Source organism: Actinoplanes sp. NPDC026623 (assembly GCF_040638275.1).
Lineage (GTDB): Bacteria > Actinomycetota > Actinomycetes > Mycobacteriales > Micromonosporaceae > Actinoplanes.
This window is the reverse complement of record NZ_JBEZXZ010000245.1, coordinates 1-12,114: the sequence shown is the minus strand read 5'-3', so window position 1 is coordinate 12,114 and position 12,114 is coordinate 1. Positions and strand designations below refer to the sequence as shown.

Sequence of the window (12,114 nt, the reverse complement as noted above, 5' to 3'; positions counted from 1 at the left end):
CCGAGTTGGCCGCCCGCGAGGCGCTGCTGTCCTACGACGGAGGGTCGGCGCCGCGCCCCCGCCGGGCGCCGGCCGTGCGCGGCGCCGCCGGCTCGGTGGCCGTGCAGTTCGCCGGCCGGGTCCGCGTGCTGCGCCCGCCCCGGTGGCGGCGGTCGAGGCGTGGGGCATCGCGGTGAACGGCGCCCACACCATCGGCTGAGCACCGGGGCCGGCTCGCCCCGGTGCCCGCTCGCCCGTGCCTCAGGCGGGGATCGCCGGCGCCCGGTCGATGAAGCCCAGGACCGTGCGGATGCGGCCGTCCGGGCCGAGCTCCGCGACGTCGAAGCCCACCACCGGCGGCTCCGCTCCGGCCGGCCCCAGGTGCCAGGCGAACCGCGCCTGGTCGTGGTGCGCGTCCACCGGGCCGCCGGAGGTGAAGACCAGCCCGGGGAACATGTCCTGCGCCGCGCCGATCAGGTGTCCCAGCGCGCCGTGCCCCTCGACCGCGGCGAACGGGTCGACGTACCGCACGTCGGGCGTGAACGCCTCCTCGATCCGCGCACTACGCTCGTCCGGATCCGTCGCGTTCCACGCGGCCAGGTACCGCCGCACCGCGGTGTCGAAACGGGTCGCAAGCTCGCTCATGCCGATTTCCTTTCGGTGAAGGTTGTCGGCACCACAGTCACCCGGCACAGGTAGCCGGGTCGATTACCTCCCGGGTAATCGGCGGGCGGCCATCGACTGCCTACGATCGGGCCATGACCGACGTCGGGGTGCTGCTGAAGCGGTGGCGGGGAGACCGGCGGCTGAGCCAGCTCGCACTCGCCGGCCAGGCCGGGGTGTCCGCGCGGCACCTGTCGTTCGTGGAGACCGGCCGCTCCCGGCCGACGCGGGAGATGATCCTGCGGCTGGCCGAGGAGCTGGCCGTGCCGCTGCGGGCGCGCAACGCGCTGCTGCTGGCCGGCGGCTACGCGCCGGCCTATCCCGAGGGCGACCTCGACGGCCCCGGCCTGGCCGCGGTGCTGGCGTCGCTGCGCGCCGTGCTGTCCGGGCACGAGCCGTGCCCCGCGGTGCTTGTCGACCGGCACTGGACCATGATCGACGGCAACGCGGCGGTCGCCCTGCTGGTCGCCGGCGCGGCACCGGAGCTGCTGGAACCACCCGTGAACGTGCTGCGGCTGTCGCTGCACCCGAACGGGATGGCGCCGCGGATCCTCAACCTGGCCGAGTGGCGCACGCATGTGCTGCACCGCCTGGACCGGCAGGCGCAGACCACCGGCGATCCGGTGCTGCGGTCGCTGCACGACGAGCTGCTGGCCCTGCCCGGCGGCCTGACCGCAACCGTGCCGGACGGCCTGGCGGTGCCGCTGCGGTTCGCGGCCCCCGGACGTGAGCTGTCGTTCTTCAGCTTCACCTCCGTGTTCGGCACGCCGCTCGACGTCACCCTCGCCGAGCTGGCCGTCGAGTCGTTCCTGCCGGCGGACGCGGATACCGCGGAGTTCCTGCGCGCCCGATGACGGCGCGGTCGCTGGGGTGGCACTATCGGCGGCATGGATCTCGGGCTCACCGATCGCGTCTATGTCCTCACCGGAGCCTCGAAGGGCCTCGGTTTCGCCACCGCGCAGTCCCTCGTGGCCGACGGCGCCAAGGTCGTCATCTCCTCGCGCTCGCAACAGGGCGTCGAGGCGGCCGTCGCCGAGCTCGGTGACGGCTCCGCCGCCGGTGTCGCCGCGGACCTCACCGATCCCGCGACGCCGGGGCTGCTGGTCCGCACCGCGCGGGAACGCTTCGGGCGCCTGGACGGCGCCCTCGTCTCGGTGGGCGGCCCGAGCCCCGGCACGGCCGCCCAGCTCACCGACGACCAGTGGCGCGGGGCGTTCGAGACGGTCTTCCTTGGATCCGTACGCGCGATGCGCACGTTCGCCCACGAGCTGACCGAGGGCGGCGCGATCGGCGTCGTCCTGTCGACCTCGACGCGGACGCCGATCTCCGGCCTCGGCCTGTCCAACGGGCTGCGCCCCGGGCTGGCCGGCGTCGCCAAGGACCTGGCGGACGAGTTCGGCCCGCGCGGCGTACGGGTGATCAGCCTGCTGCCCGGGCGGGTGATGACGGACCGCAACCGCGAGCTCTTCGCGGCCACCGGGGACGCCAAGGCCGCGGAGTCCGCGGCCACGGCGTCAATCCCCCTCGGCCGCCTCGGCGGGCCGGAGGAGTTCGGCCGGGTGGCCGCGTTCGTGCTGTCGCCCGCGGCCGGCTACCTGACCGGCCTGACCCTGCCCGTCGACGGCGGCGCGCTCCGGACGCTGTAGTCCCGCGGCGGATAGGCTTCGCCGATGCCGTCCGTTCTGCGCAGGCCGACCCCCGCCGAGGTGGCGGCGGCCGCGGACCGCACGATTCCGGATCTGGTCGGGCCGGACCTCCGGGTGCTTTTCTCCGGCATCAACCCGAGCCTGTACTCGGCGGCGACCGGCCATCACTTCGCCCGCCCGGGCAACCGGTTCTGGCCGGCGCTGCACCGCTCCGGCTTCACCCGGCGGCTCCTGCACCCGTCCCAGCAGTGGTCGCTGCCGGCCGAGGGGCTGGGCATCACCAACGTGGTGGCCCGCGCGACGGCGCGGGCGGACGAGCTGTCCCCGGCCGAGCTGGTCGCGGGCGGCGAACTGCTCGCGGAGCTGGTGGCGCGGTGGCGGCCGCGCTGGCTGGCGGTGCTGGGCGTGACCGCCTACCGGTCGGCGTTCGCCCGGCCGAAGGCCCGGATCGGCCGCCAGGACGAGACGATCGCCGGGGTGCCGGTGTGGGTGCTGCCGAACCCGAGCGGCCTCAACGCCGGGTGGCAGATCGACAGGCTCGCCGAGGAGTTCGGACGGCTACGATCCGCGGCGTCGCCCTGATCAGCCCGCGGCGATGACCTCGATCTCGACCAGCCATTCGCTGACGAGCGTTTCGACGACGATCGCGGTGGTCGCAATGACGCGGCCGCCCAGGGCCGCCACCCGGGCCGCGCCGTTGATCTCGGCATGCGAGGCGTCCCGCAGGTAGGTGGTCAGCCGGACGATGTTGTCCACAGTCATGTCCGCCGAGGCCAGGATGGTGCGGATGTTGGACCAGCGAGTTCGAGCTGCTCGTCGATGGTGTCCCCGGGCTTCCCCTGGGCGTCGAGGCCCATCGTCCCCGCCACGAACAGCAACCGTTCGGCGCCGCGCACCTCCATGGCGTGTACGTAGTCGTCGGTGGTGGAGTAAATGCCGTCGGCCGGGTTGTGCGGCGTGAGCTGCATACGAGCATCGTGGCCAGGCGACGCCGTCAGCCGCCGAGGCTGATGTCCTGCTGCCGCCGCACCATCTCGGTGATCCAGACGGGTGCGAACGGCGACGTGCAGTTCGGCGGGGTCGGGTAGTCCTCGAGCACCCGCAGGCGCTCGCCGATGTCGATCGCGCGGGCCCGGTATTCGGCGTGCTCGATCCCGATCTGGGCGAGGCAGTGGTTCATCGCCCACTGCAGGCGGTCGGGTGCGCCCTTCATCTCCGCCTCGATGACGTCGAGCAGCGCCGCGAGGTCGAGGCCCTCGGGCTTCTTCGCCACGCGGTCGGTGGTCAGCGCCCAGCCCGCGCTCGCCACCACCGGATCCGGGTCGGCGATCCAGACCCGGCGCAACTCCTCGGCGTGCGGGCTCTTCTTCACCACGTAGCCCACGAGCCAGTCGTGCACCTTGGGGACGCGCGCCTCGCGCAGCATCGCGTCAAGCTCGTCACGCCCGAACGCCTTCGGGCGGCAGATCAGGATCGCCAGCAGCCTCGCCGCGGTGTCGCCCGTCGCCCACAGCCCGAGCGAGAGCTCCTGCTGCGTCTTCAGGTCCTTGGCGAACGCGCGCAGCTTGCCGAGGTTGACGCCGTGGTCGTCGCCGTGTCGCTCGTTGACCGCGCGTGCCTTCGGGTCCTCGAGCGCTGCGAGCCTGGCCAGCACCTCGGCCACCGTCGTCTCGGCCACCTCGGCCTCCATTCCATCCGGTCCGATTCAGGGTACGGGCGTCTAACCTTACCCACTGCTTATATAAGTACGGGCTGTCAGGATCCATAGGGTGCACGCCTTCGATGTTCTGGGCGATCCGATCCGGCGCCGGATCCTGGAGCTGCTCGTCGACGGCGAGCAGACCTCCGCGGCGATCCGAGTTCGGCAGCTCCCACCCTGGGGTGCTGCGGAAGAGCGGCTTCACGACGGTGCGCGCCCAGGCACCCGCCGGCTCTACGCCGTGGATGCCGAGCCCCTGCGGGAGGTTGAACCGTGGGCTCGACCGCTTCCGCCGGTTCCGGGACCAGCGCCTCGGATGGCCCCGGCCGGCGCACCGCCGTGATCGTGGCGGGGCAGCACCACCGCCGAGCCGCGCGGCGACGTCAGTTGGCGTAGGCCAGCCATCCCAGGCGCCGGTCAGGACGGCCCCGGCGCCGTGATCGTGGCGGCGCAGCACCACCACCGAGCCGCGCCGCGCCGACGTCAGTTGGCGTAGGCCAGCAGCACCGGGTCCGGCCGGCCGGCCCAGGTGCCGGTCAGGGTGGCGCCGGCCGGCGGGGCGGCGGCGCCGAGGCGGCGGACGACCGTCGCGGTGGTGCCCTCTGGGATGGCGCCGCTGCCGGTGATCGCCATGGTGGCGGCGCGGACCTCGCGTCGCCCGTCCACCTCGAAGAACTCCTCGGCCTGCGGGACGCCCGCGAAGGCGCCCGCCAGCGCGGCGAGGTAGACCGGGTCGCCGAGCGCGTCGTACACCCAGCGCCGGCCGAGGACCCCGTGCTCCATCGTGCCGATCAGCCGGTCGCGGGCGCCGTCCAGGGGCGCGCCACGGTAGGTGAGCGGGACCTGATGGACCGGCCCGGTGCCGAACCGGACGAGCATCGTCTCGAGGCCGACCTCGCCCGCCGGGTCGTCGAAGCGGTAGGCGGCGACCCGCTCCAGCCCGGCCCCGGCCGGGCCCTCGAACCAGGGGCGGCCGGGCAGCCAGGCCTCGATGAGTTCGAGCTTGGACGGCTTCAGCTCGGTGCGATACAGCAACGCCATGAGCGGATCATAGAGAACCGGGCCGGGGCTGCCGGCCGAAGGAGATCACTGCCCACCGATCGCACCCCTCCGCAATACCGGGCAGTTCCAGGCCGGGCGTCGGACGCGTCAGGGCTCGATCGGGTGCGAGGCGGTGACGATCACCGGCTCGGCGTCCTGCAGGTAGGGCAGGCCCGGGCTGTCCGCGACCGCGAACTGGGTCCGGTAGAGCTCCGCGTAGAGGCCGCCGGCGGTCACCAGGTCGGTGTGCCTGCCGCGCTCCACGATGCGGCCCTCGTCCAGGACCAGGATCTGGTCGGCGTCGCGGACCGTCGACAGGCGGTGGGCGATGACCAGGGCGGTCCGGCCCTCGAGCGCCACCGACAGCGCGCGCTGGACCGCGGCCTCCGACTCGCTGTCGAGGTGGGCCGTCGCCTCGTCCAGGATCACGATCGACGGCTGCTTGAGCAGCAGCCGGGCGATCGCGATGCGCTGCTTCTCGCCGCCGGAGAAGCGGTAGCCGCGCTCCCCCACGACCGTGTCCAGGCCCTCGGGCAGCGAGCGGACCAGGCCGGCGACCTGGGCGCCGCTCAGCGCCTCCCACAACTGCTCGTCGGTCGCCTCGGGCCGCGCGTAGCGCAGATTCTCCGCGATCGTCTCGTGGAACAGGTGAGAGTCCTGGGTGACGACGCCGATGGTGTCGCGCAGCGATTCCAGCGTGGCGTCGCGGACGTCGACGCCGCCGACGCGGACCGCGCCCTCGGTCACGTCGTAGATGCGGGAGACCAGCATCGAGGTGGTGGACTTGCCGGCGCCGGACGGGCCGACCAGCGCGACCATCTGGCCGGGCTCGACGGTGAAGTCCAGGCCGCGCAGCACCGGTGCGTTCTCGGTGCGATCGAGCGCGACCACGTCCTCCAGCGTCGCCAGCGAGACCTCGTCGGCGCTCGGGTAGCGGAAGTGCACGTCGTGGAACTCGAGGTGGCCCGTGCCGGCCGGGATCGCCACCGCGTCGGGCTTCTCCTCGATGCCCGGCTTGAGGTCGAGGACCTCGAAGACCCGGTCGAAGGAGACCAGGGCACTCATCACGTCGACGCGCACGTTGCTCAGCGCGGTCAGCGGGCCGTAGAGGCGGGTGAGCAGCAGCGCCAGGGTGACCACGGTGCCGGCGGTGACGCTGCCGGTGACCGCCAGCCAGCCGCCGAGCCCGTAGGTCAGGGCCTGCGCGAGCGAGGCGACCAGCAGCATCGCGACGAAGAAGGTGCGCGAATACATCGCCTGCTGCACGCCGATGTCGCGGACCCGCTGGGCACGCTCGCCGAAGCGCTCCGCCTCGGCGCCGGGCCGGCCGAAGAGCTTGACCAGCAGTGCGCCGGAGACGTTGAAGCGCTCGGTCATGGTCGCGTTCATCTTCGCGTCCAGGTTGTAGGACTCGCGGGTGATCTCGGCGAGCCGCTTGCCGACCCGGCGCGCGGGGATGATGAACAGCGGCAGCAGCACCAGCGAGAGCACGGTGATCTGCCACGAGAGGCTGAACATCACGGCCGCGGTCAGCACCAGCTGGATCACGTTGCTGACCACGCCGGACAGCGTCGAGGTGAACGCGCGCTGGGCGCCGGTGACGTCGTTGTTGAGCCGGCTGACCAGCGCGCCGGTCTGCGTCCGGGTGAAGAACTGCAGCTGCATGCGCTGGACGTGGTCGTAGACCCGGGTGCGCAGGTCGAGGATGATGCCCTCGCCGATGCGCGCCGAATACCACCGCTGGGCCAGGGACAGGAACGCGTCGACGACCGCGAGGCCCGCGATGGCGAACGCGATCCGGATCACCGTCTCCGCCGCGTCGGGGCCGCCGGCGGTGATCGCGTTGACCACGTGGCCGGCCAGCACCGGGGTGGCGACGCCGATGGCGGCCGCGAACACGACGGTGATCAGGAACACCGTGATGTCGCGCCGGTATGGGCGCGCGAACTGCAGGATGCGCCGGGTGGTGCCCCTGCTGAGCTGGTGTTTCGACACACGCTCGGAATTCTGGATCGAGCGAAGCATCATCCAGCTGGAGCCACTGGACATCGGACCCATGCGTCACCTCCCGGGCGTCTTGAACCGCAGGCACAAGTGTGCCCGTTGGGTATGACAACCCGAGAGGTAACCGGTTTCTTCCTATTGGGTCCTTACTCGCTACCGATCAGGTCGCGCAGGCGGCGGGTCTGCGCCTCCCGCTCGGCCCGGTCCTGCTCCGCGTAGGTGCGCTGTGGCGCTCCGGCGAGCAGGGCCTTGATCTCCGCGACGGCGCCGGCGTCGCCGGCCAGCGTGGCTGCGGCCAGGTCGGCGACCGCCTCCTGCAGGTCGGCGCCGGGCACGACGGTGGTGGCCAGACCGATCCGGTCCGCCTCCTGCGCCGAGATCCGCCGGCCGGTCACGCAGATCTCCAGCGCCCGGGACACCCCGACGAGCTCAGCCAGGCGCTTCGTCCCGCCGAGATCCGGTACGAGGCCGAGGGTCACTTCGGCCATCGAGAAGCGCGCGTCGTCGGCGAGGACCCGGAAGTCGCAGTTCAGCGCCAACTGGAATCCCGCCCCGATAGCATGGCCCTGTACGGCCGCGATGGTGACGAGCGAGGGGCGCCGTAACCAGGTGAAAGCCTCCTGGAAGCCGGCAATGCGTTCGGCGCACTCTTCCGGCGACAACCGGGCGAGTACGGGTAGCGAAGAATCGCCGTCGCCCCGCGCGACCGACAAGTCGAGTCCCGCCGAAAAGGCGCGTCCTTCACCTCGGACAATGACGACTCGTACGTCTCCCGGTAATTTCCGGGAAATGTTGCCAAGCTCCGACCACATGGCCGGAGTCTGTGCATTGAGCACATCGGGCCGGCACAACGTCACCGTTGCGACCGGCCCGTCCTGGTCATACCGAACGCCTACGTCGGACCCGGGTGATGCATTGCTCGTCATGCCTTCTTACGACGACGGGCGCCGCCGCGCTGGCGAAGCTGGACGCCCGACTCGGTGAGCACTCGGTGCACGAATCCGTAGGACCGCCCGGTCGAGGCGGCCAACGCGCGAATGCTCTCCCCGGACGTGTAACGCTTCACCAGGTCTTTGGCGAGCGTCTGGCGCTCGCTTCCAACGATTCGACGACCCTTCTCAGTGCTGGTGGCTGTGCCCGTGGCTGCCATGTTGAATCCTCACGTCCCAGACTGTGCGGTTCGATACGGTCCCACCTATTAGACCGCCTCCAACGATCATGCGCTAGGTATCTCGGCTTAGCGAACGTGCCCAATTACCACTGTCAGGAACCCGACGGTCACCATGCGCATCAATGTCAGACAGATGACCCGGGAGCCGGAAGGTGCCTGGAATCGGGCATCGGAGAGCGTTTCCCGAGACCGCTCACCGTCGGCCGTGGTATAGCGGGCCCTCCACCAAGACCACCCGCTGAGCTGCACAAACATCAACTACAGCATGGACAGACAGCGATGTCACTCAGTGTCTACCGAGGGTTCACGAAGAGGCGCCACGGGCCGCCTGGCGGACACCCGCACGCGGGCACGACGCGCCCGGCCCCGATCGTGAGGTGACCGGAGCCGGGCGGGAGTCGCACTGTCTGTGTGGGCACCAGTTGACAACTGACGATGCCGTTGATCCTCGATCAAGCGATGGCGATCATGCCAACTCGACGAGCTCCAGCAGGTCGTCGCTCCAGGCGTCCTCGTCGCCGTCGGGCAGCAGGATCGCCCGGTCCGGCTTGAGCGCCTGCACGGCCCCGGCATCGTGCGTGACCAGCACGATCGCGCCAGGGTAGTTGGCGATGGCGTCGAGCACCTGCTCGCGGCTGACCGGGTCGAGGTTGTTCGTCGGCTCGTCCAGCAGCAGCACGTTGGCGCCCGAGCAGACCAGCGTGGCGAGCGCCAGCCGGGTCTTCTCGCCGCCGGAGAGCACCCCGGCGGGCTTGTCGACGTCGTCGCCGGAGAACAGGAACGCGCCCAGGATCTTCCGCAGGTCGGTGTCCGTCTGGTCCGCCGCGGCGCTGCGCATGTGCTCGAGGATCGAGCGGTCCACGTCCAGGGTCTCGTGCTCCTGGGCGTAGTAGCCGAGCCGCAGCCCGTGCCCCGGGCGCACCTCACCGGTGTCGGATTGCAGGTGGCCGCCGAGGATCCGCAGCAGGGTGGTCTTGCCGGCGCCGTTCAGGCCGAGGATGGCGACCCGGGAACCCCGGTCCACCGCCACGTCGACATCGGCGAAGATCTCCAGCGAACCGTAGGACTTCGACAGCCCGTGCGCGGTGAGCGGGGTCTTGCCACACGCGGCGGGGCTGGGGAAACGCACCTTGGCGACCCGGTCGGAGGTCCGGACCTCCTCGAGGCCGCCGAGCAGCTTCTCCGCGCGGCGTGCCATGTTCTGCGCCGCGACGGTCTTGGTGGCCTTGGCCCGCATCTTGTCGGCCTGCGCCATCAGGGCGCCGGCCTTCTTCTCCGCGTTGGCCCGCTCGCGCCGGCGGCGGCGCTCGTCGGTCTCCCGCTGGTTGAGGTAGGTCTTCCAGCCGACGTTGTACATGTCGACGACCGCGCGGTTCGCGTCCAGATACCAGACCCGGTTGACCACGGCGTCGAGCAACTCGACGTCGTGGCTGATCACGATGAGGCCGCCCTTGTGCTGTGCGATGTAGCCGCGCAGCCAGGTGATCGAGTCCTGGTCCAGGTGGTTGGTCGGCTCGTCGAGCAGCAGGATGCCCTTGCCGTTCTGGCCCGAGTTCTGGAAGAGGATGCGGGCCAGCTCGATGCGGCGGCGCTGGCCGCCGGAGAGCGTGCCGATCGTCTGGGCCAGCGCCCGGTCGGGCAGCCCCAGGTTGGAGCAGATCCGGGCGGCCTCGGCCTCGGCCGCGTAGCCGCCGAGGCTGGCGAACTGGTCCTCGAGCTGGCCGTAGCGGCGGATCAGCTTCTCATCGGCGCTCTCCTCGAGCTCGACCTCGAGCTTCTGCATCTGGGAGAGGAGCACGTCGAGGCCGCGGGCGGAGAGCACCCGGTCGCGGGCCGTCACGTTGAGGTCGCCGGTGCGGGGGTCCTGCGGAAGGTAACCCACCTCACTGGTGCGGGTGACCTCCCCCGCGAACGGCTGGCCCTCGCCGGCCAGCACCTTGAGCGTGGTGGTCTTTCCGGCGCCGTTGCGGCCGACCAGGCCGATGCGGTCGCCCGGCTGGACCCGCAACGTGGTCGGGGAGATCAGGATCCGGGAGCCCGCACGCAGTTCGAGTCCGGTGGCGGTAATCATGAGGAAGCGTCTCGCTCTCAGGGAAGAAGGCCGGCTCAGGCACACGGAAGCGCCGATCGGAGAGAATCGTCCGGCCGGCGCGGGGCAGGTCAGCCTTCGCAGAGCAGCACCCGCCGATTGTACCGGGCGCCCGGCGCGGCCTCCCAATCGATTAGCGGGCAAGATCAACGGGTAAGCGCTGACCACACGTGCCGGACGGCCGAGCGAGGGTGAGATGGAACTCAACGAGAACGCCAGGATCGACACCAGCCAGATCGACGACGAGCGCTCCGCCGGCGGATCGGGCGGCGGCCTGGGCGGCCTGCCCATCGGCGGCGGAGGTCTGGCCGGCATCGTCGTGACGCTGCTGATCGCCCTGGTCGGCGGCTACTTCGGCATCAACAACCTCAGCGGCGACGGCGGCTCGACGCAGAGCGGCAACGGCAACGCCGTGCTGGCGCAGAAATGCTCGCAGCAGGACGCCCGCAAGCAGCTCGACTGCCGCAACGTGCTCTTCGTGAACTCGATTCAGGACTACTGGGTCGACGCGCTCCCGGCGAGCTTCGGAGAGCAGTACAAGCCGGCCAAGACCGTCCTGTTCTCGAACGCGGTCCGCACCGGCTGCGGAAACGCCGATTCGGGCGTCGGGCCCTTCTACTGCCCGGCCGACGACCGCGTCTACATCGACCTGACGTTCTACCGGGTGCTGGCGGACCAGCTGGGCGCGCCGGGCGAGTTCGCGCAGCCGTACGTGCTGGCACACGAGTACGGCCACCACATCCAGGACCTGCTCGGCACGGAGGCGGCGATGCGCCGCGCGCAGCAGCGCGACCCGGACAGCACCAACGAGCTCTCCGTGAAGCTGGAACTGCAGGCCGACTGCTACGCGGGCGCCTGGGCGAAGAACGCGACCGGCACCGACGACGGCTCGGGTCAGAAGATCATCAAGAGCATCAGCCAGGAGGACATCCAGGAAGGGCTGGACACCGCTGCCAAGATCGGTGACGACGCCCTTCAGCAGCGTGGCGGCGGCACCGTCAACCCGGCGGAGTTCACCCACGGCACCAGCGCCCAGCGGCAGGAATGGTTCCGCAAGGGCTACAGCGAGGGCTCGCCGAAGGACTGCGACACCTTCGCCGCCGGCGCGGTGCAGTGAAGGTCACACCCGTCCGGCGCGGATCAGGGGTCCCGGACCAGGATCTGGATCGTGCGAGCCTGGGCGGCCGCGTCCTCCAGAACGGTCCGGCGGGGCTCCGGGACGTCCAGGAACCGCTCGCTGCGTAGCGCCGCCAGCGGCTGCAGGTTCGGCGCGGCGAGGATCGACTCGACCGCCGTACGGTCACCGCCGGCGACCAGCGCGCTCAGCGTGCGTACCTCCGGAAGGAGCAGGCGGGCCGCGATGCCGGCGCCGTCCGCCGCGGCCGCCTTGGCCTGGTTGTCGCGGCGGCGCGCGAAGCGCTGCTGCGACCAGCCCCCCGCGGCGGTCCTGCCCTGCACGTAGTGGGTGTCGACCTTGGACACGATCAGCTTCGTGCCCTCGGCGACGCCGATCGCGACCGCACCCTTGCGGGCGAGCAGCAGCCCGATCCGGCGGGACACGTCCGCCTCGCGCCGCAGGGGCTCGAGGTCGCCGACCGGGGGCGCGCCCGGCGGCGGCACCAGGTCGGCGGTCGCGCCGTCCGCCGCGGTGAGCAGCAGGCCGGCCGCGGTCCACGGGCCGTGCCGGGCGGCGAAGTTCTCCAGCCAGCGCGTCAGCCGCTCCGGGGCGACGTCCACCCACCGTCCCCCGCCCGCCGCCTGTCGCGCGCTCACGCCGAGCCCCTTTCGCACAGGCGCAGGCTCGCGCCGCACTCGGTGCGGC

The 12,114-nt window shown here is 71.5% G+C and carries 14 protein-coding genes and 1 pseudogene; 5 read left to right on the top strand and 10 right to left on the bottom strand.

Annotation, left to right across the window (positions count from 1 at the left end):
- Window positions 1-240: 240 nt before the first annotated feature.
- Entirely contained in the window at window positions 241-624 is a 384-nt protein-coding gene (locus tag AB0F10_RS40195) for a nuclear transport factor 2 family protein (protein ID WP_360638134.1), read from the bottom strand.
- A gap of 113 nt (window positions 625-737) precedes the next feature.
- Between AB0F10_RS40195 and AB0F10_RS40190 the strand changes: the two genes are divergently transcribed.
- Genes AB0F10_RS40190 through mug form a run of 3 tightly spaced genes read left to right on the top strand, consistent with a single transcriptional unit; the run spans window position 738 to window position 2,870 of the window.
- Window positions 738-1,496, top strand: coding sequence for a helix-turn-helix transcriptional regulator (locus tag AB0F10_RS40190; RefSeq protein WP_360638131.1), 759 nt, complete (start codon window positions 738-740; stop codon window positions 1,494-1,496).
- A 33-nt stretch (window positions 1,497-1,529) separates the two neighbouring features.
- A complete protein-coding gene (locus AB0F10_RS40185; RefSeq protein ID WP_360638128.1) occupies window positions 1,530-2,288 on the top strand; it encodes an SDR family oxidoreductase in 759 nt (252 codons plus the stop codon).
- Between the two features lie 24 nt (window positions 2,289-2,312).
- Window positions 2,313-2,870 (top strand): G/U mismatch-specific DNA glycosylase, encoded by a 558-nt coding sequence (gene mug, locus AB0F10_RS40180; RefSeq protein ID WP_360638125.1) that lies wholly within the window; start codon window positions 2,313-2,315, stop codon window positions 2,868-2,870.
- Here mug and AB0F10_RS40175 read toward each other — a convergent pair whose 3' ends face one another.
- From AB0F10_RS40175 to AB0F10_RS40165, 3 genes are read right to left on the bottom strand one after another with little or no spacing between them, the layout of a single operon-like run.
- Window positions 2,871-3,050, bottom strand: coding sequence for a Rid family hydrolase (locus tag AB0F10_RS40175; protein ID WP_360638122.1), 180 nt, complete (start codon window positions 3,048-3,050; stop codon window positions 2,871-2,873). It lies immediately after the preceding gene.
- Complete coding sequence (locus tag AB0F10_RS40170; protein WP_360638119.1) at window positions 3,047-3,256, bottom strand: hypothetical protein; 210 nt, start codon at window positions 3,254-3,256, stop codon at window positions 3,047-3,049. The genes AB0F10_RS40175 and AB0F10_RS40170 overlap by 4 nt, the downstream gene beginning before the upstream one ends.
- A 26-nt stretch (window positions 3,257-3,282) precedes the next feature.
- Complete coding sequence (locus AB0F10_RS40165; RefSeq protein ID WP_360638116.1) at window positions 3,283-3,966, bottom strand: DNA alkylation repair protein; 684 nt, start codon at window positions 3,964-3,966, stop codon at window positions 3,283-3,285.
- A gap of 91 nt (window positions 3,967-4,057) precedes the next feature.
- On the opposite strand from AB0F10_RS40165, the pseudogene AB0F10_RS40160 reads away from it, so the two are divergent.
- Window positions 4,058-4,301: pseudogene (locus AB0F10_RS40160) on the top strand (transcriptional regulator); the annotation flags it as partial.
- A gap of 169 nt (window positions 4,302-4,470) precedes the next feature.
- Here AB0F10_RS40160 and AB0F10_RS40155 read toward each other — a convergent pair.
- From AB0F10_RS40155 to AB0F10_RS40135, 5 genes are all read right to left on the bottom strand, one after another.
- Window positions 4,471-5,028 carry a CG0192-related protein gene (locus AB0F10_RS40155; protein ID WP_360638113.1) on the bottom strand — a complete coding sequence of 186 codons (558 nt, stop codon included), beginning with the start codon at window positions 5,026-5,028 and terminating at the stop codon, window positions 4,471-4,473.
- A gap of 108 nt (window positions 5,029-5,136) precedes the next feature.
- Window positions 5,137-7,086 carry an ABC transporter ATP-binding protein gene (locus AB0F10_RS40150; RefSeq protein ID WP_360638110.1) on the bottom strand — a complete coding sequence of 650 codons (1,950 nt, stop codon included), beginning with the start codon at window positions 7,084-7,086 and terminating at the stop codon, window positions 5,137-5,139.
- A 92-nt stretch (window positions 7,087-7,178) separates the two neighbouring features.
- Window positions 7,179-7,958 (bottom strand): enoyl-CoA hydratase/isomerase family protein, encoded by a 780-nt coding sequence (locus AB0F10_RS40145; protein WP_360638107.1) that lies wholly within the window; start codon window positions 7,956-7,958, stop codon window positions 7,179-7,181.
- Window positions 7,955-8,182 carry a helix-turn-helix domain-containing protein gene (locus AB0F10_RS40140; protein WP_015620263.1) on the bottom strand — a complete coding sequence of 76 codons (228 nt, stop codon included), beginning with the start codon at window positions 8,180-8,182 and terminating at the stop codon, window positions 7,955-7,957. Before AB0F10_RS40140 ends, AB0F10_RS40145 begins: the two co-directional genes overlap by 4 nt.
- Window positions 8,183-8,669: 487 nt before the next feature.
- Window positions 8,670-10,274 (bottom strand): ABC-F family ATP-binding cassette domain-containing protein, encoded by a 1,605-nt coding sequence (locus AB0F10_RS40135; protein ID WP_360638104.1) that lies wholly within the window; start codon window positions 10,272-10,274, stop codon window positions 8,670-8,672.
- Between the two features lie 214 nt (window positions 10,275-10,488).
- Here AB0F10_RS40135 and AB0F10_RS40130 point away from each other — a divergent pair, with 214 nt between their 5' ends.
- On the top strand, window positions 10,489-11,409 hold the full coding sequence (locus AB0F10_RS40130; protein WP_360638101.1) for a neutral zinc metallopeptidase: 921 nt from the start codon (window positions 10,489-10,491) through the stop codon (window positions 11,407-11,409).
- Window positions 11,410-11,432: 23 nt separating this feature from the next.
- Here the strand turns inward: AB0F10_RS40130 and AB0F10_RS40125 are convergent, their stop codons facing one another.
- Window positions 11,433-12,065, bottom strand: coding sequence for an acVLRF1 family peptidyl-tRNA hydrolase (locus tag AB0F10_RS40125; protein WP_360638098.1), 633 nt, complete (start codon window positions 12,063-12,065; stop codon window positions 11,433-11,435).
- Window positions 12,066-12,114 lie beyond the last annotated feature (49 nt).